Here is a 26,173-nt window from a genome sequence, read left to right as displayed (position 1 = left end):
TGATCACTTGGCTGATCGGCACGGCGGTCTGCACGACCGCGACGGACGACACGGGAGCAGGCCTTGGCCCCATCAGCACGGACGACCAGGCACATTTTCGTCACCGGGGGAGTCGCCTCCTCGCTGGGTAAGGGCCTCACCGCCTCCAGCCTCGGCAACCTGCTCACCGCGCGCGGCCTGCGCGTGGTGATGCAGAAGCTCGACCCCTACCTCAACGTCGACCCGGGGACGATGAACCCGTTCCAGCACGGCGAGGTCTTCGTCACCGAGGACGGCGCCGAGACCGACCTCGACGTCGGGCACTACGAGCGGTTCCTGGACCGGGCGCTGTCCGGCAAGGCGAACGTCACCACCGGCCAGATCTACTCCGAGGTGATCGCCAAGGAGCGGCGCGGCGAGTACCTGGGCGACACCGTCCAGGTCATCCCGCACATCACCAACGAGATCAAGTCGCGGATCCTGGCGATGGCCGACCCCGACGACGACGGCCAGGTGCCGGACGTGGTGATCACCGAGGTCGGCGGCACCGTCGGCGACATCGAGTCGCTGCCGTTCCTGGAGGCGATCCGCCAGGTCCGCCACGACCTGGGCCGGGACAACTGCTTCTACCTGCACGTCTCCCTGGTGCCCTACCTGGCGCCGTCGGGCGAGCTGAAGACGAAGCCGACCCAGCACTCGGTGGCCCAGCTGCGCAGCATCGGCATCCAGCCCGACGCGCTGGTGCTGCGCTGCGACCGGGAGATCCCCGACAAGGTCAAGCAGAAGCTGTCGCTCTACTGCGACGTCGACCGCGAGGCCGTCACCGCCGCCCCGGACGCGCCGAGCATCTACGACATCCCCAAGGTGCTGCACCGCGAGGGTCTCGACGCGTACGTGGTGCGCCGGCTCGGCCTCTCCTTCCGCGACGTCGACTGGGCCAGCTGGGACGACCTGCTGGACCGGGTGCACCAGCCCCGGCACACCGTCACCGTCGCCGTGGTCGGCAAGTACGTCGACCTGCCCGACGCGTACCTGTCGGTCAGCGAGGCGATCCGGGCCGCCGGCTTCGGCCACCGGGCCCGGGTGCAGCTGCGCTGGGTGCCCAGCGACGAGTGCGTCACCCCGTCCGGCGCCGCGGCCGCCCTGGCCGGCGTGGACGGCATCGTCATCCCGGGCGGCTTCGGGGTACGCGGCATCGAGGGCAAGATCGGCACCGCCCGCTACGCCCGGGAGAACGGCATCCCGCTGCTCGGCCTCTGCCTCGGTCTGCAGTGCATGACCATCGAGGTGGCCCGGCACCTGGCGGGCCTGGAGGGCGCCAACTCGCTGGAGTTCGACGAGGAGGCGGCGCACCCGGTCATCGCCACGATGGCCGACCAGGAGGACATCGTCGCCGGCAGGGGCGACCTGGGCGGCACCATGCGGCTGGGCGCGTACCCGGCGGCGCTCGCCGAGGGCTCGCTCGTCGCCGAGGCGTACGGCAGCACCGAGGTCAGCGAGCGGCACCGGCACCGCTACGAGGTGAACAACGCCTACCGCGACGCGCTGACCAAGGCGGGCCTGCACGTCTCCGGCACCTCGCCCGACGGGCGGCTGGTCGAGTTCATCGAGCTGGACCGGGGCCTGCACCCGTTCTTCGTCGCCACCCAGGCGCACCCGGAGCTGAAGAGCCGGCCGACCCGCCCGCACCCGCTGTTCGCCTCCTTCGTCAAGGCGGCGGTGGCGTATTCGGAGGCCGACCAGCTCCCGGTCGACCTCGACGCGGCCGACAGCGCGACGAACCCGGACGCGGCGGCGACCAACGCCGCCCGCAACGGGGGCGCCGCCGCGAAGGCGACGTCGGCCTCGTGAGCGGGCGCACCGTCGGCTCCGACGGCGACACGAGCGCCGTCGGGCACCGCTACGAGGTGCGCTCGCGCACCGAGCGCTACCGGGGCCGGATCTTCGACGTGGTCAGCGAGGAGGTGGCGATGCCCGGCGGCGGGACGGGCGTGCGCGACTTCGTCCGGCACGTCGGCGCGGTCGCCGTGGTGGCGCTCGACGCGGCCGGTCAGGTGGTGCTGATCCGCCAGTACCGGCACCCGGTCGGGCGGCATCTGTGGGAGCTGCCGGCCGGGCTGACCGACGTCTCCGGCGAGGACCTGGCCGCCGCCGCGGTCCGGGAGCTGGCCGAGGAGGTGGACCTGACCGCCGGGCGGATCGACGTCCTGGTGGACCTGCACAGCTCGCCGGGCTTCACCAACGAGTTGGTCCGGGTCTTCCTGGCCCGGGACCTGGCCGACGTGCCGGCGCCGCAGCGGCACGAGCGCCACGACGAGGAGGCCGACCTCCAGGTCGTCCGCGTCGACCTGGACGAGGCCGTCGGCATGGTCCTCGCGGGCGAGATCACCAACGCCTCCTGCGTGGCCGGGCTGCTCGCCGCCGCCCGGGCCCGCGACACCGGCTGGTCGGCGCTGCGCCGGGCCGACGCGCCCCTACCGGGCTGAGCCGGGGGCGGAGAACGTGAAGGGGCCGTGCGGTACGCCGCACGGCCCCTTTCGTCGTTCCGGGTCGGTCAGTCGCGCAGCGGCCGGCCCTGCCCGTCGACGCCACCGTTGATCAGGATCAGGATGCCGTCGACGAAGCCCCAGATGCCGCCGATGCCGCACGTCACGAGGGACACGATGAGCTGGATGACGCCGGTCTTGGTGTCGCCCATGTAGAAGCGGCCGATGCCGAAGGTGCCGAGCACGATCTGCAGGACGCCCGCGACGACCTTGCTCTTGTCGGAGACACCCGACGGGTACCCGGGCTGGTTGGGGTAGCCGGGCTGGTAAGGAGGTGTGGTCATGAGGCGACACCCTAGTGATCCACTGGTCTCCTGTCCGCAGCGGCACCCGAAGAGTGGGACGATAATGGATGAACACTGTCCTGACGGCTGAGGTGCGGGTCGCACCGCCGGCCCCGTTCACGCCTGACACATCGTCAGCGTGTGCCGGCACCGGATGTCACTGTGCTGCCTCGGCGGCGGTGCCGACGCGCCTAGACTGCCGCCGGCGGGACCGGTGGACCGCGGCGGCAAAGGGGCCGCCGTGGCACCGCGCAGTCGGGGGAGCGCAGCCCCGAAGAGAGGTGTCTGCATCGTGAAGGTCGGAATCCCCCGCGAGGTCAAGAACCACGAGTACCGCGTGGCGATCACGCCGGCGGGCGTGAACGAGTTCGTCCGCAGCGGCCACCAGGTCTTCGTCGAGTCCGGCGCCGGCGTCGGATCCAGCATCGGCGACGACGAGTTCGCCGCCGCCGGGGCCAAGATCCTGGCCACCGCCGACGAGGTGTGGGAGACCGCCGAGCTGGTGCTCAAGGTCAAGGAGCCCATCGCCGAGGAGTACCACCGGATGCGCGAGGGGCAGGTGCTCTTCACCTACCTGCACCTGGCCGCCTCGAAGGCGTGCACCGACGCGCTCGTCGACCGCAAGGTCACCGGCATCGCGTACGAGACCGTCGAGCTGCCCGACCGGTCGCTGCCGCTGCTCGCCCCGATGTCCGAGGTGGCCGGCCGGCTCGCCCCGCAGGTGGGCGCCTACCACCTCCAGCGGCAGGGCGGCGGGCGCGGCATCCTGATGGGTGGCGTCTCCGGCGTCTACGCCGCGAAGACCGTGGTCATCGGCGCCGGCGTCTCCGGCATGAACGCCGCCGCGATCGCGCTGGGCCTCCAGGCCGAGGTGCTGCTGCTGGACAAGAACGTGGCCCGCCTGCGCCAGGCCGACGCCATCTACCGGGGCCACCTCCAGACGGTGGCCTCCAACGCGTACGAGATCGAGCGGGCCGTGCTGGACGCGGACCTGGTCATCGGCGCGGTGCTGGTGCCCGGGGCGAAGGCCCCGACCCTGATCTCCAACGAGCTGGTCTCCCGGATGAAGCCGGGCAGCGTGCTGGTCGACATCTCCATCGACCAGGGCGGCTGCTTCGAGGACTCGCGTCCCACCACGCACGCCGAGCCGACCTACCAGGTGCACGACTCGATCTTCTACTGCGTGGCGAACATGCCGGGCGCGGTGCCGCACACCAGCACCTACGCGCTGACCAACGTCACCCTGCCGTACGCCCTGGAGCTGGCCAACCACGGCTGGCGTGAGGCGCTGCGCCGCGACCCGGCGCTGGCGCTGGGCCTGAACACCCACGACGGCCAGGTCACCTACGGCCCCGTCGCCGAGGCGCACGGCATGCCGAGCCTCGCGCTGGCCGACGCGCTGGCCTGAGGGGTGGCGGACTGACCGGCACAGCGGACGGGGCCGGCGCGGGCGGGGAGCCAGCGCCGGCCCTGCGCCGTGCCGTGCGCGGCTACCTCGACCACCTCACCGTCGAGCGGGGACTGTCGGCGAACACCCTCTCGTCGTACCGGCGCGACCTGGAGCGCTACCTGGGCACCCTGGCGGCGGCCGGCGTGCCGGACCTGGCCGCCGTCGGCCCGGGGCAGGTCGAGGCGCACCTGGCCCGGCTGCGCGCCGGCGACGAGGAGCATCCGCCGCTCGCGGTCTCCTCCGCCGCGCGGGCGGCCAGCGCGGTGCGCGGCCTGCACCGTTTCGCGCTGCGCGAGGGGCTGGCCGGCGCCGACCCGAGCCGGGACGTCCGCCCGCCCACGCCGCCGCGCCGGTTGCCCCGCGCGCTGCCGGTCGACGCCGTGGTGCGGCTGCTGGAGACCGCCGGCCCGGTGACCGCCGCCGGCGACGGTGCGCCGGTCGCGCTGCGCGACCGGGCGCTGCTGGAGTTCCTGTACGGCACCGGGGCGCGGATCTCCGAGGCGGTCGGCGCCGCCGTGGACGACCTGGACGTCGACGAGGGCACCGTGCTGCTGCGCGGCAAGGGCGGCCGCACCCGGCTCGTCCCGATCGGCGGGTACGCGGTCGAGGCGGTGCGGGCCTGGCTGGTGCGGGCCCGGCCCGCTCTGGCCGCCGCGGGCCGGGGCACCCCGGCGGTCTTCCTCAACGCCCGCGGCGGCGCGCTGACCCGGCAGGGCGCCTGGACCATCCTGCGCCGCTCCGCCGAGCGGGCCGGGCTGCCGGTGGACGGCCCGGAGGCGGTCTCCCCGCACACCCTGCGCCACTCCTACGCCACCCACCTGCTCGACGGTGGCGCGGACGTGCGGGTGGTGCAGGAACTGCTCGGTCACGCCTCGGTCACCACCACCCAGGTCTACACCCTGGTCACCGTCGAGCGGCTGCGCGAGGTGTACGCCACCGCCCACCCCCGGGCGCGGGGTTGACCCCGCCCGGCCCCGGCCCGGGCGCGGGACCGACCGCCGGGCGGCCCACCAGGGATGGCCGCCGCCGGCCGGCAGGGGTGGCGCGACGGTGTACGGGGCGGTGCGCGGAGGACGTCGCCGGTGGCTGGCCTGGTCGGCGGGGCGGCGACACGCCGAGCGGGTGCGACCGGCCCGCCGGGCGGTGGCGTACAGTCGGCATCGGCGCGGACCTCCTGGGGCGATGGTGATGCAGACCGGGGTGCGCAGCGGCGCCGCGAAGGACGTCGGACGGCTCCGACGCCGGGTGGTCGTCGGGAGGGGGCAACGAGCACATGGCTGGCAACGGTGACCGTGCCGAGACCTGGACGTCGGAGCTCCGCGAGCAGCAGGCCACGCTCGGGGCGGATCTGGGTCCGGCGGATCCGGCGGCGTACACGATGCGCAAGCCGATTCCCGAGCCGATGCCGACCGACCGGCACGGCCCGGCCCGGATCATCGCGATGGCCAACCAGAAGGGTGGCGTGGGCAAGACCACCACGACCATCAACCTGGGCGCCGCGCTGGCCGAGTACGGCCGCAAGGTGCTGCTCGTCGACTTCGACCCGCAGGGCGCCCTCTCGGTCGGGCTGGGGGTCAACCCGCACAACCTCGACCTGTCGGTCTACAACCTGCTCATGCAGGACGACGTCACCGCCGAGGACGTCCTGATCAAGACCGACGTGGCGGGGCTGCACCTGCTGCCGGCCAACATCGACCTCTCCGCGGCCGAGATCCAGCTCGTCAACGAGGTCGCCCGGGAGATGGCCCTGGCCCGGGTGCTCCGCACGATCCGCAAGGAGTACGACTACATCCTGATCGACTGCCAGCCCTCGCTGGGCCTGCTGGCGATCAACGCGCTGACCGTGGCGCACGGCGTGCTCATCCCGCTGGAGTGCGAGTTCTTCAGCCTGCGCGGCGTGGCGCTGCTGCTGGACACCATCGACAAGGTGCGCGAGCGGCTCAACTTCGACCTGGAACTCGAGGGCATCCTCGCGACCATGTACGACAGCCGCACCACCCACTGCCGCCAGGTGCTCCAGCGGGTGGTGGAGGCGTTCGGCGACAAGGTCTACCAGACGGTGATCACCAAGACCGTCAAGTTCCCCGAGTCCACCGTCGCCGGTGCCCCGATCACCACGCTCGACCCGGCCTCGTCCGGTGCCCGCAACTACCGCCAGCTGGCCCGCGAGGTGATCGCCGCCCAGGCCGAACGGTAGGCCGGGATGCACCTTCGCGCCGGGTCGCCCGGGGCGTGGACTACGGTCTTCCGGTGACCGCGCCGCCCCTCGACCCTCCGACGACGCCGGAGCAGCCCCCGGTACGGGCCGCCGAGGCCCTCGCCGAGGTGCCGACGGACCCGGCCGGCGCGCCCGGGACGGCGACGGAGAGCGGCGGGTTCACCGTCCGGCTGGCGAACTTCACCGGCCCGTTCGACCTGCTGCTCCAGCTGATCGGCAAGCACAAGCTCGACGTGACCGAGGTGGCCCTGCACCGGGTCACCGACGAGTTCATCGCCTACATCCGCGCGATGGGCGACCAGTGGGACCTGGACGAGGCCAGCGAGTTCCTGCTCATCGCCGCCACGCTGCTCGACCTGAAGGCGGCCCGGCTGCTGCCCGCCGCCGAGGTCGAGGACGAGGAGGACCTCGCGCTGCTGGAGGCCCGGGACCTGCTCTTCGCCCGGCTGTTGCAGTACAAGGCGTACAAGGAGGCGGCGGCGCACATCGCCGCGCTGGAGGAGGTCGGCGGCCGGCGCTACCCCCGCGCGGTGACCCTGGAGCCCCGCTACGCCGAGGCGCTGCCCGACCTGGTCCTCGGCATCGGCCCGCAGCGGCTGCTGAAGCTGGCGGTCAGGGCGATGACGCCGAAGCCGGTGCCGGAGGTGTCCGTCGCCCACGTGCACATGGTGCGGGTCAGTGTCCGGGAGCACGCGGGGATCCTCACCGAGCGGCTGCGCCGGGCCGGCACGGCCACCTTCTCGCTGCTCTGCGCCGACTGCGAGGCCACCCTGGAGATGGTGGCCCGGTTCCTGGCCCTGCTGGAGCTCTACCGGGAGGGCCTGGTCGCGTTCGTCCAGGAGCAGGCGCTGGAGGAGCTGACCGTACGCTGGACCGGCCCCGCCGAGGGTGGCCCCGACCTGCACGTCGACGAGTACGCGGGCACCCCGGCCGAGCCGGTCCCGACGGTGCCCGAGTCGGCGGGCTCCGGCCCGCTGCCGGCGGCGTCGGCCGAGCGGCGGCCGGTGCCGGACGAGACCGACTCAGCTGCGGTGGCAGATGTGGCGGCGGAGGGCAGCGGGACGGCGCCGGGTGTGGCGGCGGACGGGAACGGGACGGCGACGACGGAGGAGCGAGCGGGATGAGCAGCGACGAGCGTCGGGACTCCCTGGCCGACCAGGCCGCCGCCTGGGTGCCGCCCTGGCAGCGCCCCACGGCCCCCTCCCCAGCTCCCGAAACCGGAGATCTTGGTAGCTCCGCGCCCCCAGAGGGGCCTGAACCTACCAAGATCTCCGGAGATCCTGAGCGCGCGGCGGAGTCCGCGGCGGCGGACGTGCCGCCTGTGGAGACTGGCGGCGGGGAGGGTAAGGGCGGTCGGGGCTCATCGGCGAAGGGTGCTGCGGGGCGGCGGAGGGGGGCGGCGGCGCCCGAGCCGCCTCCGGAACTCGACGACGCGGAGCTGCGCGGGGCCCTGGAGGCGATCCTGCTGGTGGTGGACGAGCCGGTCAGCGAGCTGATCCTCGCCCAGGTGCTGGAGCAGCCCGCCGAGCGGATCGGGCCGACGCTGGACGAGATCGCCGCCGGCTACACGGCCGCCGGGCACGGCTTCGAGCTGCGCCGGGCCGCGGGTGGCTGGCGTCTCTACACCCGGCCGGAATACGCCACCTACGTGGAACGGTTCGTACTGGACGGGCAGTCCGTGCGGCTGACCCAGGCCGCGCTGGAGACACTGGCCGTGATCGCGTACAAGCAGCCCGTCACCCGCTCGCGGATCTCTGCCATCCGGGGTGTCAACTGCGACGGGGTGATCCGTACCCTGGTCTCCCGCGGGTTGGTCGAGGAGTGCGGCACCGAACCGGACAGCGGGGCGTTCCTCTACCGGACCACCACGATGTTCCTGGAGAAGCTCGGGCTGAACAGCGTCGACGACCTCCCGCCGCTGGCCCCGTTCCTTCCCGACGACGTAGAAGAGCTTGCCGATGCCACGCGATGACCGCACGCCCCGCCCCGACGCGCCCGCCTTCGAGGGGGCCGAGCGCCTGCAGAAGGTGCTGGCCGCCGCCGGCGTCGGCTCCCGGCGCGCCTGCGAGGACCTGATCTTCCGCCGCCGGGTCACCGTCGACGGCCGGGTCGCCCAGCTCGGCGACAAGGTCGACCCCGCCACCGCCGTGATCCACGTCGACGGCGAGCGCCTCGTCGCCGACACCCGACTGGTCTACCTGGCCATGAACAAGCCCCGCGGGGTCGTCTCGACCATGGCCGACGAGAAGGGGCGCACCGCGCTCGCCGACTTCCTCGGCAACCGGGTGGAGCAGCGGGTCTACCACGTGGGGCGCCTCGACGCCGACAGCGAGGGCCTGCTGCTGCTCACCAACGACGGCACCCTCGCGCACAAGCTGATGCACCCGTCGTACGGGGTGCAGAAGACGTACCTGTGCGAGGTTTCCGGACCGATCCCGCGCAACCTCGGCAAGCGGCTGATGGCCGGCGTGGAGCTGGAGGACGGGCCGGCGAAGGTCGACTCCTTCCGGGTGGTGGACACGCTGGGACGCAGCGCCCAGGTCGAGCTGAGCCTGCACGAGGGGCGCAAGCACATCGTCCGCCGGCTGCTCGGCGAGGTGGGCCACCCGGTGAGCCGGCTGGTGCGTACCGCGATCGGGCCGATCCGGCTGGGCGACCTGCGCGCGGGGCGGACGCGGCGGCTGACCAACGCGGAGGTCGCCGCCCTGTTCAAGGCCGTGGGTGACTGACCCCCGGGTTCGGGGTACGGCTGCCGGTAGGCTCCCTGGCGGCCCGGTGCCGGCGGCGCCCACCGGGCGACCGCGACGCCGGGCATCATTGAGAACGTTTGGACAACCGCTCGCGACACATCCGGTGTTTCGTGAGGTACGGGCTGAGGAGGACGACGGTGGAGGAAAACGAACGGGCCGGGCGATGCGTGGTCGCTGTGGACGGGCCGTCCGGTTCGGGTAAGTCCACCGTCTCGCGGCGGCTCGCCGTCGGCATCGGTGCCCGCTATCTCGACACCGGCGCCATGTACCGCGCCATCACCTGGGCGGTGCTGCGCTCCGGGGTCGACCTGACCGACGCCGAGTCGGTGGCCAAGGTCGCCGGCGAGGTGGACCTGCGCATCGGCACCGACCCCCAGGGGTACGGCGTGACCGCCGACGGCGTGAACGTCGACGCACAGATCCGCGGCCCGGAGGTGACCGGGGCGGTCTCCGCGGTGGCCGCCGTGCCGGCGGTGCGCGCGCTGCTGGTCAACCGGCAGCGCGAGATGATCGCCAACGCCGGCCGGATCGTGGTCGAGGGCCGCGACATCGGCTCCGTGGTGGCGCCGGACGCCGACCTGAAGGTCTACCTGACCGCCTCCGAGGCGGCCCGGGCCGCCCGGCGTAGCGCCGAGGACGCCACCGACGTGGCGGCGACCGCCGCTGACCTGGCCCGGCGGGACCGGCTCGACTCGACCCGCAAGGCCGACCCGCTGACCCAGGCCGCCGACGCCGTGGTGCTGGACACCACCGAGCTGGGCATCGACCAGGTCGTCGGGCGGCTGCGTGACCTGCTGACCGATCGGGGAGTGGCATGACCGACACCGACGGGTGGATCGAGCTGCGGGAGCCGGACGCCGACACCGAGGAGCCCACCGGCCCGCAGCCGGTCGTGGCCGTGGTCGGCCGCCCCAACGTGGGCAAGTCGACCCTGGTCAACCGCCTCATCGGCCGCCGCCAGGCGGTCGTCGAGGACGTCCCCGGGGTCACCCGGGACCGCGTGCCGTACGACGCGCAGTGGGCCGGCCGGCAGTTCACCGTGGTGGACACCGGCGGCTGGGAGCCCGACGCCAAGGACCGGGCGGCCGCGATCGCGGCGCAGGCCGAGACGGCGGTCGCCACCGCCGACGTGGTGCTGTTCGTGGTCGACGCGATGGTCGGCTCGACCGACGTGGACGAGGCCGCCGTACGCATGCTGCGCCGCAGCGCCAAGCCGGTGATCCTGGTCGCGAACAAGGCCGACAACACCGCCATCGAGATGGAGGCGACCTCGCTGTGGTCGCTGGGCCTCGGTGAGCCGTACCCGGTGTCGGCGCTGCACGGGCGCGGTTCGGGCGAACTGCTCGACGCCATCATGGACGCGCTGCCGGAGGCGCCGAAGATCGTCGAGAACCGCCCGCGCGGCCCGCGTCGGGTGGCCCTAGTCGGCCGGCCGAACGTCGGCAAGTCCAGCCTGCTCAACCGCTTCTCGGGCGAGGAGCGGGCGGTCGTCGACTCCGTCGCCGGCACCACCGTCGACCCGGTCGACAGCCTGGTCGAGATCGGCGGGGAGACCTGGCAGCTGGTCGACACGGCGGGCCTGCGCAAGCGGGTCGGCAAGGCCAGCGGCACCGAGTACTACGCCAGCCTGCGGACCGCCGGGGCGATCGAGGCCGCCGAGGTCGCCGTGGTGCTGCTGGACTCCAGCGAGCCGATCAGCGAGCAGGACCAGCGGATCCTGTCCATGGTCACCGAGTCCGGCCGGGCGCTGGTGATCGCCTTCAACAAGTGGGACCTGGTCGACGCCGACCGCCGGTACTACCTGGACAAGGAGATCGAGCGCGAGCTGCGCCGCATCCCATGGGCGATCCGGCTCAACCTGTCGGCGCAGACCGGCCGGGCGGTCGACAAGCTCGCCCCGGCGCTGCGCAAGGCCCTGGCGAGCTGGGAGACCCGCGTACCGACCGCGCAGCTCAACGCGTGGCTGACCGCGCTGGTGCAGGCCACCCCGCACCCGGTGCGGGGCGGACGGGCGCCGAAGATCCTCTTCGCCACCCAGGCGGGCGTGGCGCCGCCGCGCTTCGTGCTGTTCACCACCGCCCCGCTGGACGCGGGCTACCAGCGGTTCGTCGAGCGCAAGCTGCGCGAGGAGTTCGGCTTCGAGGGCAGCCCGATCGAGATCTCCGTACGTCCTCGCAAGAAGCTCGGCCCCGGCGGCCGGGGCAAGGCGCACGGCTGACCCGCTCGATGTAAAGCCGGGTGGGAGCGCCCTCCCACCCGGCTTTTCGCTACCCCCCACTTCCCATCCTCCTAGGATGCTTTAGAGGGCGTGCGCGGGATGACGCGTTCCGGCACGGGAGGGGGCAGTGCGGACGGTGCGAAGATCCTGCGCTAAGCTGTACCGGCTGTCGCGGGGAGATCCGCGCGGGAGCATCGGGACGTGGCGCAGCTTGGTAGCGCACTTGACTGGGGGTCAAGGGGTCGTCGGTTCGAATCCGGCCGTCCCGACACTTGCTAAGGAACCCGTTGACCAGGGCATTTTTCCTGGTCAACGGGTTCTAATTCATTCTCCCCTAGTAGGGGATTGCTGATCTAGACGGCGCGTAGCTGGGGACCATTTGGGGACCGGCGAGCCTTCAAGTGTGCGCTGAGCGCCGTTCCCGCATCGGTGATCGACTGCCGGTCAGGGTGCAGGTACCGCTGTGTCGTGCTGAGCGACCCATGCCCGGCGATCTTCCGCAGCACGTGCACCGGAACCCCCGCATCGGCCATCCAGGTCAGCCCGGTGTGCCGCAGGTCGTGCCGGCGCAAATGTTCATAGCCCAGCTTCGTTACCACCTCGTCCCAGTGCGTCGCGTCCCGCAGTACGGCAGTGCTGATCCGTCCACCACGCGGCCCGGTGAACAGTCGAGAGTGCGGCTCGGCGACCGAGTCCAGGCGGCGAGCGACGATCGGTCGCACTTCCTCGATCAGCGGAACCACGCGTGCGCGCTTTCCCTTGGTGCCCTTGTCAACCAGGCCGCCGGGGCTGGGCGTGGTCTGTCGGCGTACCGTCCACATCCAAGACTTCCGGTCGATGTCCTCGGCGCGGACGCCGGAAACCTCGCCGATTCTGGCCGCTGTGCAGGCGGCAAAGATGACCACGTCTCCCCATCCGGGAAAGGCGTTCGCGGACCGTTCCACCAGCGCGGCGGCGAGCGTGATCAGCGATTCCCAGTTGGGCAGGGCGAGCGTGCGTGGGTCGTCCAACTCGTCTTCTGCCCGCCGGTATTCGCGCTGCCATCCGGTCACCTGTGCGGGATTGCGCGGGATGATGCCGTCTCGTACGGCCTGCTCCATAACGCGGACCAGCACGGCAAGACTGTTCTTGACCGTGGAACGGCTGCACTCGTCGGCAATCCAGCCGTGCACGGCCCGGTCAACGGCACCGTTCGTGATCATTCGTACGGGGATGTGACCGAGGGCGGGCACCACCCGCTTCCGCCAGCCCGCGAGGTATGGATCCAGCGTCTTCCGCTCCAGGCCACGTAGCGCCAGCGTCATCACGCTGTCGCCGTACTCGGCCAGTCGCTTTGTCGCGGCGACCGGGTCGACGCCACCTTGCGCCGCACTGGCCATCCCATCGATCCACGCTTGGGCTTCCTCGGAGGTGGCGACCGTCGTGGACTTTGACAGCCGGCGCTTCGTCGTCGGGTCGACCCATCGGACGCGCGCCCGGTAGGGGCGATCTCGGCCTGGACGGAACTCCACATCGGAGGCGAGGTGTACGCCAATCGGTGCCTGCTGGGGAGAGGCCATCATGCCGCCTTCGGGTAGACCCGGCGAGCGGAGAGCCACCGCTCTACGTCGGCCGTCGCGTACTTCACCACGCGGTCGGAGATCTGAATGAACGGCGGGCCCTGCAAGGGCGGGACGGTACGCCACCGCCGGATGGTCGAGGGGTCGACGTCGAGCAGCCCGGCAAGCTCCTCGGTGGACATGAACGGCTTCGGCGAGAGCCGGATGACGTTCTCTACCTCCGGTGCGGCGGGCGTTTCTGGCGGGAAATTCTGCGTCACGAGTCGCACGGTGAGCGCCTTTCGGGCGAGAGGTGCTGTCGAAGGAGGGTTGGGAAGGCCGCGCCGTAGGGACGCGCTGGGCGGCCCCCTGGGAGCGCCATGAAGCCAAGATCTGCGGCGGGCGGGGGTGAAGGGATGCGCCAGAGTGTCTGTGTGGCTCTCAGCGGGCCGCCCTACGTCGGCGGGCGGCGGGTGGTTGGTGGGTTGCGGCGCGGGAGGGCTGAACCATCTCCGCATCTCCGCATCTCCGCAAACATGGCTGTGAGCTGGGCGAATGCTTGCGGAGATGCGGAGTGCCGTTGACAGGGCATCTCCGCAAGAGGCCGTCATCTCCGCAGTAGGTTGCGGAGATGCGGAGATCGATGATCCTCTAGGTTCTGATCTCCTCAGAGTGTTTCCCCTGGTAGAGCGCCGTTGCTGCGGCGTTGCGGAGATGCGGAGATGGTTCAGCGGGTTTCACCCCTGGTGGCGTTCGACCCAGAACACGGACCGGTCGCCCCGGTCGTTCTTGCCGGCCCGGATGACGTGATCGCCGCGCCAGCGTCCGGCTTGCCCGGTGAGGAGCCGGCCGAGTTGCAGGGGGTTGGGTAGGCGGCCGTTGTGCGTGGTGATGAACTGCCCGTCCCACGGGTCATGGGCGTCGCTGCCGAGGTGCATCGGCTCGGCGTCCTGACGTAGCTCGGCGGCGGTCATGGCACGGCCGCCGTGGCGGTCGTGCCAGCAGGTGAGGAACGCGCGCCAGCGCGTTTCGTCTTCATCGATCTCCCGCACGTCGGCGGCGTTGGTGAGGAACCCGTCGATGCCGTGGTGGGCGAGGAACCCGCCGAGGGCTTGCGCCCACGGGGTGAACTGCCGCATCGACAACCCCGTGACCCGTGGCGCTCCCCGTCGCGTCCAGTCGAGGACGAGGACCAGGAGGTGCCACAGGACGGTGAGTTGGTTGGCGGGGTCGGTGATCCATTGGTCGAGGTGGGGGATGCCGAAGCCGCGTTGGTCGCGCAGTTCGGGGCGGGGCATGTTCGGGTCGAGGTGTACCCGGACCGTGCGGGAGGCCATGTCTCCGCCGACTTGCAGGTTGTTGCCGGTGGCCATCCACAGCCGGTCGTTGACGGTGGCGACGTTGCGCGACGCCCCTAGCTGCCGGTCCGACCACACACCGCTGGTGACGAGCTGGGCGAGCACGGCGGAGTCGATGACGGTGCCCTCGGCGAGGTTGTCCCAGATGACCACCCCGACCTGCTCGGCGAGAACCGCGGTGATGCTCTTGCGGAGTTCTTCATCCGAGTAGGCCCAGGTCATGACGCGCTGCCCGTAGAGCATTCCCGGCCCGGCGGTGAGGATCGTCTTGCCGGATGACGGCATGGTCGCGTCGATCAGTGCGAACGGCGTCAGGCTGCGGGTGAAGTGCCGCAGGATCGGCGTGGCCAGCAGCGCAACATAGTTCGCCCGGTCAGCAGCGGACGCCCAGGGAAAGTCACGCAGGAACCGGCCGAGCAGGAACGTCCGTGCCTCGTCTACCTGCTCGGCGGTGGGTTCGTCGGGCACGGGCGGCAGCGCCACCTTGGAGGCGAGGTAGAGGCCGGTCGCCGGGTCGTAGCCGGGCCGCTGCAAGAGGGTGCCGTCGCGGCGCAGCACCGGGGCACCGATGATCCCGCGCAGCGGCGGCACGCCCGGCCACGTCTTGCCGGCCAGCACCGACGACAGGATGTCGCGGGGCGGGGTCACCTCGTCTTCGAACATCTCCGGGTCGCCGGTGTCGCTCTTGCGGGTCTTGAGCCGGTACACGTAGGCGTGCTCGGCGAGCAGCCCAGCCAGGCCGGCGGGGTTGACCATGCTCGCCGACACCGGCAGCGGCGAGTCTTCGTCGGCAGCGGTGGCCAGCCCACCGGAGACGGCTTCCATGTGCACCAGCGACCCGGCCGACACGTACGTGTCGGGCAACAGCCCGTCGACGAGCGCGGCCTTGAGCACGCGGATCGTTTCCGGCCCGGAGCCGATCTGTAGGCGGGTGGTCATGCCGCTGCCCTTCCGACGGTGGCGAGACTTCGCGGGTTGCGTGCCCCCGCGCGCAGGCCGGAGGCGATCGTGCGGGCGACCTCGGCGGGCCGCAGGCCGATCGACAGCGCGGCGGGTTCGAGGACGGCGGTGACGTCGTCGTCGGTGAGCGCCCCTCCGGCGGCGAGCTGGCCGAGGGCAACCGCGCTGGCGAACAGGGCGTGATTGCGTTGCCCGTCCGGGGCGGCGGTGAGGTGGGCGACCTGACGGCGGATAGCCGCCGCCACGTAGGGGCCGCGCCGGTCGGCCGGCAGCGCCACCGGGGCGGGCCGGTACGCCGGTCGCGGTGCGGGGTTGAGTAGCCCTGCCAGCCAGGCGGGCAGCGGCGCCGGGTCGCAGTCGAGCGCCACCGTGTACGGGCGGCCGGCGGCGGTGCTGCCGGCGGCGACGACGTAGCCGCCGTGCGCGCGGGTGTCGACCTTCCACCCGAGTCCACCTCGGTCGCCGGTGGTGTTGCGCATCTGCGGGCCGCCGGTCGGGTGGCGGTAGTACAGGTGGCTTCCGCCCCGACCGGTGGTCACGGTGTACGTGGTGTCGATGCTGCCGCCGTGGCGGGCGGCTAGGGCGGTGAGCACGTCCAGGCCGTCACGCGCCCCGGCCCATTCGGCGGGCGGGGTGTCGTCGGCGGTCTTCGGCACGTCGAGGTCGACCACCGCCAGCCCGGACGGGCCGCACGCGATGCCGACGCCGTAGGGGCGCGTCGACCACGCGCGCCGGATGCGCTGCGGGTCGGTCGTGGCGCGGGGCTCCCAGCCGAGGTGTCGGCCAGCGACGCGGCAACGCGGGTCGAGCTGGGTGCAGGTGTCGGCGGTGTGGTCGGGGAACGCGGGCCGCTTGTCGTCGGGGCGCAGCGGGAAGACGTGCCATCCGCGCGCGGCGTGGGCAAGAGCAGCGGCCAACAGGCCAGGATCGGGCATGAGGTCCCTTCCTTCGGTCGATGGCGGACACAGGGGCGTGGAGGGCGGCTCCGGCCGCCCGGCGAGCGCTGAGGGCGTGTGGGCGGGGCAGCGAGGGCCTTGCAGGTAGGGCCGGACGCCATGGGTGGTGTGGCAGTAGCGGCCGGCGGTGCCGATCCAGTGACCGCACCGCCCGCCGGTCACCGCCCGGCCCGCCCGGGTCGAGGCCGGGCCGCGACGGCGGCGCGGGTCACGGCCTGGCGCACGTCACCGAGCAGCCCCACCAACTGACGACGGGCCGCGATCTCACCAGGGGCGAGGGCCACGCGAACGCGCACCTCGGCGTGCTCGCGGCCGGCGGCGGTACGCACCCTGACGAGGACGGCGCGGGCATGGCCGGTGACGTCGACCACGATTTCGTCGGAGCGGTGCTCGCCGAGGTTGCAGCGGTGGTCGCGTCCGCACCAGTCGGTGTGACCGGCGCGGCCGGCGCGGCGGGCGGTCATTGGTGGCCGTCGCGGTACTCGGCGCGGATGTAGTCGAGCAGCCGGCGGCCCACACGGACGCGGATGCCGGTGCCGTCGCAGCGGGTGCATTCACGGCGGGTGCCGATGCTCGTGCGGTGAAAACGCGCACCACGGCAGCGGCGGCAGCGTCCCCACGGCGACGCCGCGCACAGGAGCAGGTACCACGATGCGTAACCGAGGGCGGCGAGGCTAGCGAGCGGCAGGATGGTGGTCACGAAATGCCTCCACAGGCCGTTTCAGGGGTGCGGGAGGTCGACGCCGCTAGGAACTAGGGCGCTGGCCAGGGTTGGTGTGGGTTGCTAGCGGGGGTGCTAGGTCTAGCGGGGGGTGCCGCTAGACCTAGCAACCTGCGGCTGTCCGGGTTAGGCGGCTTTGTCGCCGCGCCGCTTGTGACGCTCCGCGACCGCATCGGCGATGTGCTGCCGTTCGATGCCACGCCGGTTGGCGCCCTTGCCGGTCGCGGGGTCGGTGCCCCACACCTGCCCGGTGGTGATGCCGTACGGCTTGAGCGCTGCCGTGAGCTGATCGCGGGTCAGGTCGCCGTACGCGTCGGCGTTGAGGTCGGCCAGGCGTTCGGTGAGCGTCTCGGCCCACACCTTGCCCTCGGTCGCCGGGACGACGGTGAGGATGTCGTCGAGCAGGGTGTCCCGGCGGGTCGCCGGGGTCGGCGTCGCCTGTCCGATGGCGTGGCCGGTCAGGGTGCCGGCTGCCTCGCGTAGGGCGCGTGCCCGGTCGGTGATCTTCTCGGCGGTGGGGCCGTCGACGTAGAAGGTGCGCACGATTTGCGCGTCGTCGGCCGCGCCGACGAGGTAGCCGACGCCCTTGTCCTTCTTGGCGAACATGGTTGCCCGGATGCCGTTCTTGTAGGCCGAGGTGCCGAGGATCATGTCGTTCTCGATCTGACCCATCACGCGCAGGCAGAATCGCGTACCGGCGTTCGCGCTGACGCCGGTGGGCAGGCTCTTCGCGTCCGGCCGCTGGGTGGCCACGACGAGGATGACGCCCAGGGCACGGCCGAGCTTGATGATTTTCTCGGCCAGCTCGCCGGCTTCCTTGCCGAACTCCGGGTGCGAGAACAGCTCCTGCACCTCGTCCAGGGCCACCACCAGCCAGTGAAGACCCAGCTTCTTGCGGCGGGCCAACTCCGGGGTGACCTTGTTGTCCGGGCACACCGCCTTCGGGAGTCCCTTGATGACGGCGGCGCGACGCTGGCACTCCTTGCGCAGCTCCCGCAACGCCAACAGGCCCTCTTCGGCGGTGTCGTCGTCCTGCCCCGACGCATACCGCGCCGACACCTTCTCCAACGGGTCGAGGCCGCCGGTGCCCTTGAAGTCGAAGCACCACAGTTCCGCGTACGGGTCGAGAGCGGCGGCGAGCATCGGCACCTGCGTGGCGGCCGTCTTGCCATAGCCGGGGATCGATCCGATCAGCACGTTCGTGTACGGCAGTTCGAAGGAGATGACCCGGCCGCGCGGGTCGGTGCCGAACGGCACCGGCCGCCCCAGGTCAAACCCGCCCGTGGTCTTGAGCAGCGGCCACGGCTTCGGCGGGGTGGCGGCCATGTCCTGGTCGCCCACCCACAGCAGCAGCCGGCCCGGGTGCACCTCCGGCTGTCCCTCCGGCCACACGCAGCCGAGGGGGCGGGTGAGGCCGGCGGCGAGCCGGTCACGGCGCTCGATCACGTCCCCGGCCGTGACGCCCGGGGGTAGGTCGATGTCGGCTCGCCAGCCGGGGCCGTCGCGGACGATCGGTGCGGTGAAGGCGATTGCCCGGTTGCCCTGCTTGGCGATGGCTTGGGTGATGCCGGAGATGCCGAGCACGGCCAGGGCGCGCACCACCACATCGGAGGTGAGGCGGGCGACGCGGGGGATGACCACGGCGGTGTCGAGCAGCGGCTTGTCGGCCGGCTGACCGAACATCCCACACAGGGTGACCAGCATGGCGAGGACTGCCCACCGGGACCAGGGCGGCGCGAACGCCACCGCGACGCCACCGGCAAGGGTGATGGCGAGGGTGAAGGTGGCGACGATGCCGCGCCACCGCACCCGCCGGTCACGCTGGCGCGACAGCTTTAGGTACAGCTCTCCGTCGCGGGTCTGGGAGGTCGACTGCCGCAGTTGCTCGCCTTCCCAGTCGAACAGCCACCGGGTCGCGCCGGACGCCAGGCGGACCATGCCGGCCGGGGCGCGCAGCAGCAACTTGCCGCCATACTTCGGTAGGCGGGTGGCGTGGTAGGCGGTGGTGTGCAGCAGGTGTCCCACCGCCCACCGCATCACGTCGCGCAGCTCGGCGCGCGACCGCAGCCACGCGGGCAGGATCGGCCGGCGCTGCCCGGCGCGCACACCCGAGAGGGTGAACCGCGGGGACTTCTGCGCGGCGGGCGAGTCGACCAGCACCGGCCCGCCGTCGCCGTCGCCGTCGCCGTCGCCGTCGCCGTCGTGGTCGGGGTCGGTGGTGCGGGCGGCGCGGGCGGCGTCCAGGTCGACCACCTCCGCATCCGGGCCGGTGATGTCGGCTTCGGCAGCCTGCCAGTCGAATCGGTCGTCATCGTGGGGGGACGTCATGATGGGTGTTCCTCCAACTGATCCGTCAGGGTCGGGGGTTGAGGGCCGGCGGCGCGGCGCAGGTTGGTCGCCAGGGGCCGCGCCGCCGGGCCGGGTCAGAAGCGGATGCGGATGGGGCCGGTCACGGTGTCGGCCTGGATGCCGACGCGGGCGTTACCGGTGACGGTGTTCTCGGTCCGGCCCGGCTTGGTGCCGGTGTCCTTGGGGGTCTTGCTGGTGTCGCGGCGGCCGGTGACCTCACCGGCCTGCACGGCGACGCGGTCGCTGCCGGAGGCGACGTTGGTGCGCTTGCCCATGGCGGGGTGCTCCTTCGGTTGGGCCGTCCAGGGGGTCTGGCGGCTTCCGCGCGTCACTGGGTGATGAGCCGGTGACGACGGGAGCGGTCAGCTCTTGACGGAGATGCGGTTGCCGCAGTCGCCGCAGGTCGCGTGAGTGCGCTGGTTGTCGGCGGTGATGTCGCGCCAGTTGCTTTCGTTGCCGCAGGCTGGGCACCACAACTGGGAGTTGCCGGTGGTGATGCGCCCGCCGCTGGATCCGATCGAGATGCTTGCCATCAGGGCTTTCTCCTTCGTGTGGGGTGGGTTAGGCGGCGCAGAAGAGGGCGGCGATGAACAGCCAGCCGATGTGCCAGGACTGGTCGAGGGCGTAGGCGCCGGTGCCAAGTGACGGGTTGTCGTCGCGGCCGGGTCGGGGTGCGCCGAGGGCGTAGAAGCGGGCCGAGCCAAGGGCAGCGGCGATGCGCTGGAGCGGGGTGCGTCGGTCGGCGACGTAGTGGGAGACGGCCGAGATGGTCAGCCCGACCGCCACGGCGGACGGGTCGAGCCGCAGGCCGGTACTGGCCACCAGGAAGACGAGGGCCAGTAGGGCGGTGAGGGTGTAGGTGGTGACGTGGGTGGCGCAGGCGATGCGGCCGGTCCAGCCGGGCTGGCCCTTGCAGTCGGCTTGGTGCTGGGTTTGCACCCAGTGGTCGGCGACCTGGTGGGCGACGTAGAGGGCGACGAACACGGCGGCGAACGCGGCGGCGTGGCGGCCGGTGGGGTCTGCGAACATGGGTGGTCTCTCCTGAGGTCGTTTGGGCTGAGGGGTGAGGGCCGGCGGCACGGCGCAGGTTGCGAGCCAGGGGCCGTGCCGCCGGGCATAGCTAGTCGTGGGTGCGCACGAGGTGCGCGAGGGCGGCGCCCATGCCGAGCACCGCGACGGGGAGGCACGCGACGGCGGTGGTGATCCACCACGGGGCCGATTCGATGCCGGCAGCGACGAGCAGGTGATAGGCGACCTGGCCGAGCGCGCCGACGGCGAGTGAGCCGAGGGCGGACCACTTGGCGAACCGTCGCGCCGCATCCGGCACCCGACCGGACAGCCACACGTACAGGGCGTACGCGCCGTAGGTCTCGACACCGATCGGCAGGGTGATCGCGGTGTTGATGCTGAACCCGTCCGCGATGCCGGGCAGCGGGTGCACCACGCCGAACCCGGTGAGTCCGCCGAGTCCGACCCAGCCGGACCAGATCGCCACGAACGCGGGCAGCGCCAGCAGGATCACGGGCCACACCACCGCCGGTCGGACCGGCTCGGACGATGCGGGCGGGGTGGGCGTGTCCGGGTGACCGACCACCGTGACCTGCTCGACCTGCTCGGCGGGCGTGATCTTCGCCCAGGCGGCCGGTGCCGGGTCGGTCGGCGGGGTGTGCTCGGGTGCGACCGGGGCGGGGGCCGGGTGCGGGCCGATCGGCTCGGCGTAGTCCAGCGGCACCGGGGCCGCCTCGGCGAGGTCGGTCCGGGAGGCGTCGAGGGGCAGCAGAGCACCCCGGACGATCATCGCCGTACGGATCTGCTCGGTGCGGGTGCGCTGGGCGTGCTCGGCCTTGAGCCGGGCGAGCAGGTCGTCAGCCTTCGGCGCACCGATGTGGAACTCCCGCATCAGCCGGTTACGCGACGGGAACTGCTGACCGTCGGGCAGGTCCAGGGCGCGGGCGGCCGGCAGGAGGGCGTCTACCGGCTGCGGGTAGCGGGTGCCGTTGATCGTGGGGGCGGTCATCGGGTGGTGTCCTTTCGGGTAGCGGGTCGAGGGGTGGAGTAGGGGCGGTGTTCACTGACGCCCCATGTGCGGCCCGCCTTCGCGGAGCCGGTGAAGCCACCACGGCCGGCGGACTTGAACACGTCGCCGCTGCCGGACACCGGCTTGCGGGTCCGCTGCGGCTCCCGCGCGGTCACCGGGTCACCTCGTCCAATTCGTCGGCGAGCAGGTCACGGTGGGCGGGGAACACCTGACCGTCGTAGGCGTCGGCCAGGTAGTCGGCGAGCACGTCGTAGTCGTCGGCGGGCAGCCACAGCGCCCGGCGGGCGTCGTCCGCGCCGGTGACCGGCGGGAAGTCGCCGCGGCGGTGGTGGCCGATCCAGGTGCGGGCAAGGACGGTGACCATCCATGCCTCGTCCGAGGCGCGGGGGTCGGGCACGTAGCGCGGGGCCGACAGGTGCCAGGGGGCATCGGGAAGGGGCAGGCCGGTTTCCTCGGCCAGTTCCCGCACGGCGGCGTCGGCCGGCGTCTCGCCGGGGTCGACGTAGCCGCCGGGCAGCGCCCAGCCGTGGCCGTCGCCGCGCTCCACCATGACGATCCAGCGGTGCCGGTTGGTGTCGTAGAGCGATACCAGGGCGTCGGCGCAGACCTGCTCGCCCCAGTGGCCGAGCTGGTTGCGGCCGTAGCGGATGCCGGTCGGCGCGTACGGGTTGACCGGGCGCCCGTCGACCAGCGGGAACGGGATCGCGGCGGCGGCACGGCGGGCGGTCCAGTCGATGGCGGTGGGGTCCATGGTCGGGTCGGCCCACTCGGCTCCGGCGGCGATGCCGTCCAGAACGCTCGGGTGGGTGTAGGTGCGGGTCATGCGGCGGCCTCCATGGGGTGGGCGCATTCGAGGCACTCGCCGAGCGAGCGCGGGATGTAGTACGGCCGCACCTGGCGGCAGATGCGGCAGGTGCGGCGGGCGGTCAGCGCGGCGCGGACCGCTCGCAGCTGGGCGGGGGTCGCGGTGCGCTTGGGACGGGCCAGGTCGACCCGGTACAGGTAGGCGGCGCGGGTACCGCCGACCCCTTGCCAGAGCACCTGAGCGGCGATCGGCTGACCACCGGGCCGTAGGCCGGCGGCGCGTAGTTGGCGGCGGGTGGCGTAGCCGGCGGGAGCACCGCGCCACCAGTAGGTAGGGATGCCGTACCGCGCCCCGTCCGGGTCGTGGTAGGCGGCGCGGATGCGCGACATCAGGCCGCGCGGTGCGGACCGGCGATGTCGGCGGCCAGCTCGGCGGCAGCACGGGTGACGCGCGCCTCGGCCCGGCGCAGCCGCCGCCAGTCCAGGACGGTCGGGCCGCCGTGGTCCTCGGCGTAGAACATCGTGATTTCGGCGTCGAGCACGTCCAGTTCGGCCGCGATCAGCGGCCACTCCGCGTCGATCGCGGCCAGGTCGGCGGCGGTCGGCTCGGCGGTGACGGGGGTGAGCTTCGTTCGCACGGGGAACCTCCGGTACAGGTCAAAACAGCGGGGGTCCCTCGGAGCCGAGCCGGTGCGCGACCGAGTAGCAGCCGCGCCACCAGCCCGGAAACCGAGGTTGTGCAGCACGCGCTATCCGCTTCGCTCGCCCCGCTCGCCCGGGACATACCGGGGTCGACCACCAGGTGGTTCAAGGCAGGGAGTGCCGCTCGGCGGCTTCACGCGTGCTCATTCCTGTCGCTGTGGAGTTGTCAATGAACGGCCTGATCCGGCGTCTCATGGGCGTGCGGCAACGTGTGCCGTCGTCCCCCGAGCCATCCGGCCGATACAACGTGGCGTTGTATTCGTGACGCTACAGCGTCAAGTTGTATTCGAGCAAGCACCCATACCGCGTAGGCTTGTACTGATGACTGACGCAGACCTGCCCGCCGACTGGTGGACGACGGACCACGTACGCACCTACCTCGCTTCGGTAGGTGCCCCGATCAGTCGTGCAACCTGGGCTTCTTACGTCTCGCGGGGGCAGGCACCCGCACCCGATCGGATGTTCGGCCGGTCCCCGGCCTGGCAACCCGAGACCATCCGAAAGTGGCAGGCCGAGAGGCCACGCAGAGGTACCACCGGCTAGGTCGGATCATCTGGTGCCTCCCCTCCTCGGCTCCCGTCTGCGGCGGCACCTTGCTCGCCTGCCAATGAGACTGCCTGGCCGGCGTCGTTTCGGGCATCTCCTACGCACGGACACGTAAGGACATGGGGTATGTCCACTGAGGTCCCTCGGCAGTTCAAGCCAAACCTTGTGCTGGTCAACCGTCGAAAGGCGGCCGGCTGGGAGTCGCGCAAGCGAGCGGCGCGAGAGCTGCACCGCGTCGGCCAGCAGCGCGGCATCCGGGAGACGCCCACCGTCGAGGCCATCGAGAAGGCGATGTACCGCCACGAGACCGGGCGCGTTGCGGTCACCGACCCGATCTACCGGCAGCTCTACTGCCTGGCGTACGGAGCGAAGCCCCACGATCTTTTCGGTGAGCTGACCAGTGGCGCTCAGGACCGGCCGCACTTCTCGGCGCGATCCCACAAGTTCGTGACGGCGTTCGTCGGCGCTGATGGCGCTGCCCGGCTGCGGGAGGCCGCAGGCTGCGCGCCAGCCGTGGGGGAGTGGCACACCTGCTACTCAGCACCCGTCGAGCACCCGGAAGGCGACTGCACCCTCTACGTTTGGCCGTGCGGTTCCGTGGTCTTCCACCTTGTCGAGCCTGTACAGTTGTCCACGATTGCGGCGCTGGCCGCGTGGCGGGTCGCCTCGTATGGCGACAACATCAATTGGGCTATCGAGTACCTCGCGCCCATTGCGCCAGTCGAAGATGAGTCTGCGGTGTATGTCCTTGGTGCTCACTGGGTTGTTGAGCCAGCGTGGCCGGCAGACCTGCTAGGAACCGCGCTACGTATCATGTCGACGCCGAAGGTGTTGCTGCACCGGGACCGCCCTATGGATGACGAACACCTGGCGCACGCCGAACTGATCGAGCAGTCGTTGCTATCCGAGGCGTACGACCACGTAGGCATCGAGTCGTTCGGCTTGCAGGGCATTTCAGTGGGTTACGCCTCATGGTCCGGCGTCGTCTACCACCCGATCTCAGCCGAGCGTTCCTTGACGGAGGCTGAGGTAATCTCCTGCGAGCTAGCGATCCAATCCATGTGGGCATATAGCGACGCGATCGCCCGTCAGGTAGAGCAGGGGCGGGACCCACGGGTACCGTCCGAGTATGGATGGCGCTACCTTCGGGGAGTGCGCTCCCGCCTCACTATTTCCCGCCTGCGTGAGCCCGGGCAGCATCAGGCGATGCGTCGGGCGATTCTGCGGACGTGTGACCTAATGCCAGCCCTAGACCAAGCCATCGAAACTCTCCGTGAGACGGATCGAGGTTAATCCAATGACATCGGGTCGCCCTGTGCTTGTCGTGACCGACATGCAAAACGGCTTCGTGCGAGAGCAATCAGCGCACATCGTTCCTGTTGTTGTTGACCTGGTGCGCCGTTGGCAGGTAGCCGGCGGCGACACGCTTTTCACCCGGTACCTGAACTATCCGGGCAGTCCTTTCGAGCGCTTCTTCAACTGGCAACGGCTTCAGTCATCCCCCGATATTGATTTTGTGTCTGAGTTGTGTTCGTATGCGGATCAGGGTGTGGTTCTTGACAAGAGAATCTACAGCCCATTCACCTCTGAAGGTCTGGCGCTATTCAAACGGCACGGATGGGAAGAGTTCTACTTCTGTGGGATTGCCACTGAAAGCTGTGTCCTGAAGGGGGCCGTAGACGCATTCGAACACGACTTCACGCCTTGGCTTATTGCGGATGCCTCGGCAAGTCACGCTGGTGCTGAGGCGCACGAGGCGGGTCTTCTAGTCGCGCGACGGTTCATCGGACCTGGGCAGGTTATCGGGCTGGCCGACATTCCCGATGAGCTTACCAGCCCGTAAACGAGATTTCGTCGGGGGTGTTCGGCATTAGGCGAGTGTCTAGGCATCAAGCGTCGATGGGTAATGCTGCAAGTCCTACAAGCCGCAAATTTCGGCGAGTTTATGCCAATTGTTAGTGATTTCTAGCCAGCGGTCAGTTGATTTGTTCCACTCTCTGAGGGTGACTGCATTCATCGCGAGTGCAAGTAGTGCAACAGCGGTCGACCCTAGGGTGAGGTTTCTCCACTCCCGAAGGAGTTTTTTGTGGGCTTGCGCAATGGTTGGCTGCCGAGTGATGGTAACTTGAGTGTCAATTAGATGGTCTGAGGAAGTTATCGTAGCGGGAGCGCTTTCAGTCACGACGTCGAAGCTGAGCTGTGTCCCTCTTCTGAGAAGGGAGGGGTTAATGTTGACGTGGGCACCCTCCGAAGAAATGGCGCTTGCCAGCTCCGAAGATGATGTAACTAGGGTGGCAGTGGTGTCGAAGTTCAGGGTAATTGGCTTATTTTGATCGAAGTCACTCGACTTAATGTCATGTCGACCGCCAACGTGCAATTCAATGTGAGTCAGGTAGGGGTTCTGTAGAACCCTGTTCTCGATCTCAAATAGCATTGACACCGGCTTGGTTCCGCTGCTTGCAACTAGTGGCGTTGGGGGAATCCAGTAGATTCGGAGTTCGCGCTTGCCTGGAAAGAGTGCGGCTCGGCCGTATCGAGCCGCGAGAGTCGCCACAACTAGCGCCAAGACTGACAATACAATAGTTGCTATATTAAAGGGAGTGTCGGTCATGGACGGTCATTATACATGAGGTGCGCAACGTTCTTTTCACCGCTTTTGTAGGCGTGGGATGTCGACGTTTAGGTGGCGGCGACGTGATGATTCAACTCCGGTCCCGTCTAACTTTTCCACGCACAACACGTGGAAGTGATCTTAA

At 70.8% G+C, this 26,173-nt stretch carries 28 protein-coding genes and 1 tRNA gene; 13 read left to right on the top strand and 16 right to left on the bottom strand.

Features of this window, described 5'->3' with window-relative positions; all coding sequences use genetic code 11:
- Nucleotides 1-63 precede the first annotated feature (63 nt).
- Nucleotides 64-1,830 (top strand): CTP synthase, encoded by a 1,767-nt coding sequence (locus ACTMS2_RS20245; RefSeq protein WP_441176810.1) that lies wholly within the window; start codon nt 64-66, stop codon nt 1,828-1,830.
- Nucleotides 1,827-2,465, top strand: coding sequence for an NUDIX domain-containing protein (locus tag ACTMS2_RS20240; protein ID WP_441176809.1), 639 nt, complete (start codon nt 1,827-1,829; stop codon nt 2,463-2,465). Before ACTMS2_RS20245 ends, ACTMS2_RS20240 begins: the two co-directional genes overlap by 4 nt.
- A gap of 68 nt (nt 2,466-2,533) precedes the next feature.
- On the opposite strand, the gene ACTMS2_RS20235 is transcribed toward ACTMS2_RS20240, so the two are convergent.
- Nucleotides 2,534-2,875, bottom strand: coding sequence for a TM2 domain-containing protein (locus ACTMS2_RS20235; RefSeq protein WP_331716523.1), 342 nt, complete (start codon nt 2,873-2,875; stop codon nt 2,534-2,536).
- A gap of 226 nt (nt 2,876-3,101) precedes the next feature.
- On the opposite strand from ACTMS2_RS20235, the gene ald reads away from it, so the two are divergent.
- From ald to ACTMS2_RS20190, 9 genes are all read left to right on the top strand, one after another.
- Nucleotides 3,102-4,217, top strand: coding sequence for an alanine dehydrogenase (gene ald, locus ACTMS2_RS20230; RefSeq protein ID WP_101409295.1), 1,116 nt, complete (start codon nt 3,102-3,104; stop codon nt 4,215-4,217).
- Nucleotides 4,218-4,228: 11 nt separating this feature from the next.
- Nucleotides 4,229-5,221, top strand: a complete 993-nt coding sequence (locus ACTMS2_RS20225; protein WP_441176824.1) for a site-specific tyrosine recombinase XerD — start codon at nt 4,229-4,231, stop codon at nt 5,219-5,221.
- A 311-nt stretch (nt 5,222-5,532) separates the two neighbouring features.
- Nucleotides 5,533-6,456, top strand: a complete 924-nt coding sequence (locus tag ACTMS2_RS20220) for a ParA family protein (RefSeq protein WP_089000898.1) — start codon at nt 5,533-5,535, stop codon at nt 6,454-6,456.
- 53 nt (nt 6,457-6,509) lie between these two features.
- Nucleotides 6,510-7,601: a segregation and condensation protein A gene (locus tag ACTMS2_RS20215; RefSeq protein ID WP_441176808.1), complete on the top strand. Its 1,092-nt coding sequence runs from the start codon at nt 6,510-6,512 to the stop codon at nt 7,599-7,601.
- Entirely contained in the window at nt 7,598-8,449 is an 852-nt protein-coding gene (gene scpB, locus ACTMS2_RS20210) for an SMC-Scp complex subunit ScpB (RefSeq protein ID WP_441176807.1), read from the top strand. Before ACTMS2_RS20215 ends, scpB begins: the two co-directional genes overlap by 4 nt.
- The gene (locus tag ACTMS2_RS20205; protein WP_357724848.1) at nt 8,436-9,206 is read left to right on the top strand and encodes a pseudouridine synthase; all 771 of its coding nucleotides are present in this window, start codon (nt 8,436-8,438) and stop codon (nt 9,204-9,206) included. Before scpB ends, ACTMS2_RS20205 begins: the two co-directional genes overlap by 14 nt.
- Before the next feature lie 158 nt (nt 9,207-9,364).
- On the top strand, nt 9,365-10,045 hold the full coding sequence (gene cmk, locus ACTMS2_RS20200; protein WP_441176806.1) for a (d)CMP kinase: 681 nt from the start codon (nt 9,365-9,367) through the stop codon (nt 10,043-10,045).
- Complete coding sequence (gene der / locus ACTMS2_RS20195; protein ID WP_441176805.1) at nt 10,042-11,445, top strand: ribosome biogenesis GTPase Der; 1,404 nt, start codon at nt 10,042-10,044, stop codon at nt 11,443-11,445. Before cmk ends, der begins: the two co-directional genes overlap by 4 nt.
- A gap of 195 nt (nt 11,446-11,640) precedes the next feature.
- A tRNA-Pro gene (locus tag ACTMS2_RS20190) sits at nt 11,641-11,714 on the top strand.
- Between the two features lie 84 nt (nt 11,715-11,798).
- On the opposite strand, the gene ACTMS2_RS20185 is transcribed toward ACTMS2_RS20190, so the two are convergent.
- The 14 genes from ACTMS2_RS20185 to ACTMS2_RS20120 form a co-directional block, all read right to left on the bottom strand.
- Nucleotides 11,799-13,004, bottom strand: coding sequence for a tyrosine-type recombinase/integrase (locus tag ACTMS2_RS20185; protein WP_441176804.1), 1,206 nt, complete (start codon nt 13,002-13,004; stop codon nt 11,799-11,801).
- Nucleotides 13,004-13,186, bottom strand: a complete 183-nt coding sequence (locus ACTMS2_RS20180) for a helix-turn-helix transcriptional regulator (protein WP_029124437.1) — start codon at nt 13,184-13,186, stop codon at nt 13,004-13,006. The genes ACTMS2_RS20185 and ACTMS2_RS20180 overlap by 1 nt, the downstream gene beginning before the upstream one ends.
- 534 nt (nt 13,187-13,720) lie before the next feature.
- The gene (locus ACTMS2_RS20175) at nt 13,721-15,280 is read right to left on the bottom strand and encodes a hypothetical protein (protein ID WP_441176803.1); all 1,560 of its coding nucleotides are present in this window, start codon (nt 15,278-15,280) and stop codon (nt 13,721-13,723) included.
- Nucleotides 15,277-16,236 carry a bifunctional DNA primase/polymerase gene (locus ACTMS2_RS20170; RefSeq protein WP_441176802.1) on the bottom strand — a complete coding sequence of 320 codons (960 nt, stop codon included), beginning with the start codon at nt 16,234-16,236 and terminating at the stop codon, nt 15,277-15,279. Before ACTMS2_RS20170 ends, ACTMS2_RS20175 begins: the two co-directional genes overlap by 4 nt.
- Nucleotides 16,237-16,415: 179 nt before the next feature.
- Nucleotides 16,416-16,721: a hypothetical protein gene (locus ACTMS2_RS20165; protein WP_441176801.1), complete on the bottom strand. Its 306-nt coding sequence runs from the start codon at nt 16,719-16,721 to the stop codon at nt 16,416-16,418.
- Nucleotides 16,718-16,957 (bottom strand): hypothetical protein, encoded by a 240-nt coding sequence (locus ACTMS2_RS20160; protein ID WP_441176800.1) that lies wholly within the window; start codon nt 16,955-16,957, stop codon nt 16,718-16,720. The genes ACTMS2_RS20165 and ACTMS2_RS20160 overlap by 4 nt, the downstream gene beginning before the upstream one ends.
- Before the next feature lie 147 nt (nt 16,958-17,104).
- Entirely contained in the window at nt 17,105-19,306 is a 2,202-nt protein-coding gene (locus ACTMS2_RS20155; RefSeq protein ID WP_441176799.1) for a cell division protein FtsK, read from the bottom strand.
- A gap of 95 nt (nt 19,307-19,401) precedes the next feature.
- On the bottom strand, nt 19,402-19,602 hold the full coding sequence (locus ACTMS2_RS20150) for a hypothetical protein (protein ID WP_441176798.1): 201 nt from the start codon (nt 19,600-19,602) through the stop codon (nt 19,402-19,404).
- Between the two features lie 87 nt (nt 19,603-19,689).
- On the bottom strand, nt 19,690-19,860 hold the full coding sequence (locus ACTMS2_RS20145) for a hypothetical protein (protein WP_441176797.1): 171 nt from the start codon (nt 19,858-19,860) through the stop codon (nt 19,690-19,692).
- 28 nt (nt 19,861-19,888) lie between these two features.
- On the bottom strand, nt 19,889-20,356 hold the full coding sequence (locus ACTMS2_RS20140) for a DUF3307 domain-containing protein (protein WP_441176796.1): 468 nt from the start codon (nt 20,354-20,356) through the stop codon (nt 19,889-19,891).
- 91 nt (nt 20,357-20,447) lie between these two features.
- Nucleotides 20,448-21,344, bottom strand: coding sequence for an ABC transporter permease (locus ACTMS2_RS20135; RefSeq protein ID WP_441176794.1), 897 nt, complete (start codon nt 21,342-21,344; stop codon nt 20,448-20,450).
- Between the two features lie 172 nt (nt 21,345-21,516).
- The gene (locus ACTMS2_RS20130; protein WP_441176793.1) at nt 21,517-22,188 is read right to left on the bottom strand and encodes an NUDIX domain-containing protein; all 672 of its coding nucleotides are present in this window, start codon (nt 22,186-22,188) and stop codon (nt 21,517-21,519) included.
- Nucleotides 22,185-22,559 (bottom strand): RRQRL motif-containing zinc-binding protein, encoded by a 375-nt coding sequence (locus ACTMS2_RS20125; RefSeq protein ID WP_441176792.1) that lies wholly within the window; start codon nt 22,557-22,559, stop codon nt 22,185-22,187. The genes ACTMS2_RS20130 and ACTMS2_RS20125 overlap by 4 nt, the downstream gene beginning before the upstream one ends.
- Nucleotides 22,559-22,807, bottom strand: coding sequence for a DUF6284 family protein (locus ACTMS2_RS20120; protein ID WP_441176791.1), 249 nt, complete (start codon nt 22,805-22,807; stop codon nt 22,559-22,561). The genes ACTMS2_RS20125 and ACTMS2_RS20120 overlap by 1 nt, the downstream gene beginning before the upstream one ends.
- 736 nt (nt 22,808-23,543) lie before the next feature.
- On the opposite strand from ACTMS2_RS20120, the gene ACTMS2_RS20115 reads away from it, so the two are divergent.
- Together ACTMS2_RS20115 and ACTMS2_RS20110 are read left to right on the top strand one after the other, a co-directional pair.
- The gene (locus tag ACTMS2_RS20115; RefSeq protein ID WP_441176790.1) at nt 23,544-24,710 is read left to right on the top strand and encodes a hypothetical protein; all 1,167 of its coding nucleotides are present in this window, start codon (nt 23,544-23,546) and stop codon (nt 24,708-24,710) included.
- 4 nt (nt 24,711-24,714) lie between these two features.
- Nucleotides 24,715-25,260 carry a cysteine hydrolase gene (locus tag ACTMS2_RS20110; protein WP_441176823.1) on the top strand — a complete coding sequence of 182 codons (546 nt, stop codon included), beginning with the start codon at nt 24,715-24,717 and terminating at the stop codon, nt 25,258-25,260.
- Between the two features lie 75 nt (nt 25,261-25,335).
- Here the strand turns inward: ACTMS2_RS20110 and ACTMS2_RS20105 are convergent, their stop codons facing one another.
- The gene (locus ACTMS2_RS20105; RefSeq protein WP_441176788.1) at nt 25,336-26,028 is read right to left on the bottom strand and encodes a hypothetical protein; all 693 of its coding nucleotides are present in this window, start codon (nt 26,026-26,028) and stop codon (nt 25,336-25,338) included.
- Nucleotides 26,029-26,173: the final 145 nt, after the last annotated feature.

Origin of the sequence: Micromonospora sp. SD12, assembly GCF_052068495.1 — a bacterium.
Lineage (GTDB): Bacteria > Actinomycetota > Actinomycetes > Mycobacteriales > Micromonosporaceae > Micromonospora > Micromonospora echinofusca.
Note: the sequence above shows the minus strand (reverse complement) of the source record. Positions and strands in the feature narration are given on the sequence as shown.

Bases quoted from the DNA above. Each gene is read 5' to 3' on its own strand.
- ACTMS2_RS20220 (WP_089000898.1), top strand. From the start codon at position 5,533: ATGGCTGGCAACGGTGACCGTGCCGAGACCTGGACGTCGGAGCTCCGC.
- scpB (WP_441176807.1), top strand. From the start codon at position 7,598: ATGAGCAGCGACGAGCGTCGGGACTCCCTGGCCGACCAGGCCGCCGCC.
- ACTMS2_RS20205 (WP_357724848.1), top strand. From the start codon at position 8,436: ATGCCACGCGATGACCGCACGCCCCGCCCCGACGCGCCCGCCTTCGAG.
- der (WP_441176805.1), top strand. From the start codon at position 10,042: ATGACCGACACCGACGGGTGGATCGAGCTGCGGGAGCCGGACGCCGAC.
- ACTMS2_RS20185 (WP_441176804.1), bottom strand. From the start codon at position 13,004: ATGGCCTCTCCCCAGCAGGCACCGATTGGCGTACACCTCGCCTCCGAT.
- ACTMS2_RS20180 (WP_029124437.1), bottom strand. From the start codon at position 13,186: ATGTCCACCGAGGAGCTTGCCGGGCTGCTCGACGTCGACCCCTCGACC.
- ACTMS2_RS20175 (WP_441176803.1), bottom strand. From the start codon at position 15,280: ATGACCACCCGCCTACAGATCGGCTCCGGGCCGGAAACGATCCGCGTG.
- ACTMS2_RS20170 (WP_441176802.1), bottom strand. From the start codon at position 16,236: ATGCCCGATCCTGGCCTGTTGGCCGCTGCTCTTGCCCACGCCGCGCGC.
- ACTMS2_RS20165 (WP_441176801.1), bottom strand. From the start codon at position 16,721: ATGACCGCCCGCCGCGCCGGCCGCGCCGGTCACACCGACTGGTGCGGA.
- ACTMS2_RS20155 (WP_441176799.1), bottom strand. From the start codon at position 19,306: ATGACGTCCCCCCACGATGACGACCGATTCGACTGGCAGGCTGCCGAA.
- ACTMS2_RS20150 (WP_441176798.1), bottom strand. From the start codon at position 19,602: ATGGGCAAGCGCACCAACGTCGCCTCCGGCAGCGACCGCGTCGCCGTG.
- ACTMS2_RS20145 (WP_441176797.1), bottom strand. From the start codon at position 19,860: ATGGCAAGCATCTCGATCGGATCCAGCGGCGGGCGCATCACCACCGGC.
- ACTMS2_RS20140 (WP_441176796.1), bottom strand. From the start codon at position 20,356: ATGTTCGCAGACCCCACCGGCCGCCACGCCGCCGCGTTCGCCGCCGTG.
- ACTMS2_RS20135 (WP_441176794.1), bottom strand. From the start codon at position 21,344: ATGACCGCCCCCACGATCAACGGCACCCGCTACCCGCAGCCGGTAGAC.
- ACTMS2_RS20130 (WP_441176793.1), bottom strand. From the start codon at position 22,188: ATGACCCGCACCTACACCCACCCGAGCGTTCTGGACGGCATCGCCGCC.
- ACTMS2_RS20125 (WP_441176792.1), bottom strand. From the start codon at position 22,559: ATGTCGCGCATCCGCGCCGCCTACCACGACCCGGACGGGGCGCGGTAC.
- ACTMS2_RS20115 (WP_441176790.1), top strand. From the start codon at position 23,544: ATGTCCACTGAGGTCCCTCGGCAGTTCAAGCCAAACCTTGTGCTGGTC.
- ACTMS2_RS20110 (WP_441176823.1), top strand. From the start codon at position 24,715: ATGACATCGGGTCGCCCTGTGCTTGTCGTGACCGACATGCAAAACGGC.
- ACTMS2_RS20105 (WP_441176788.1), bottom strand. From the start codon at position 26,028: ATGACCGACACTCCCTTTAATATAGCAACTATTGTATTGTCAGTCTTG.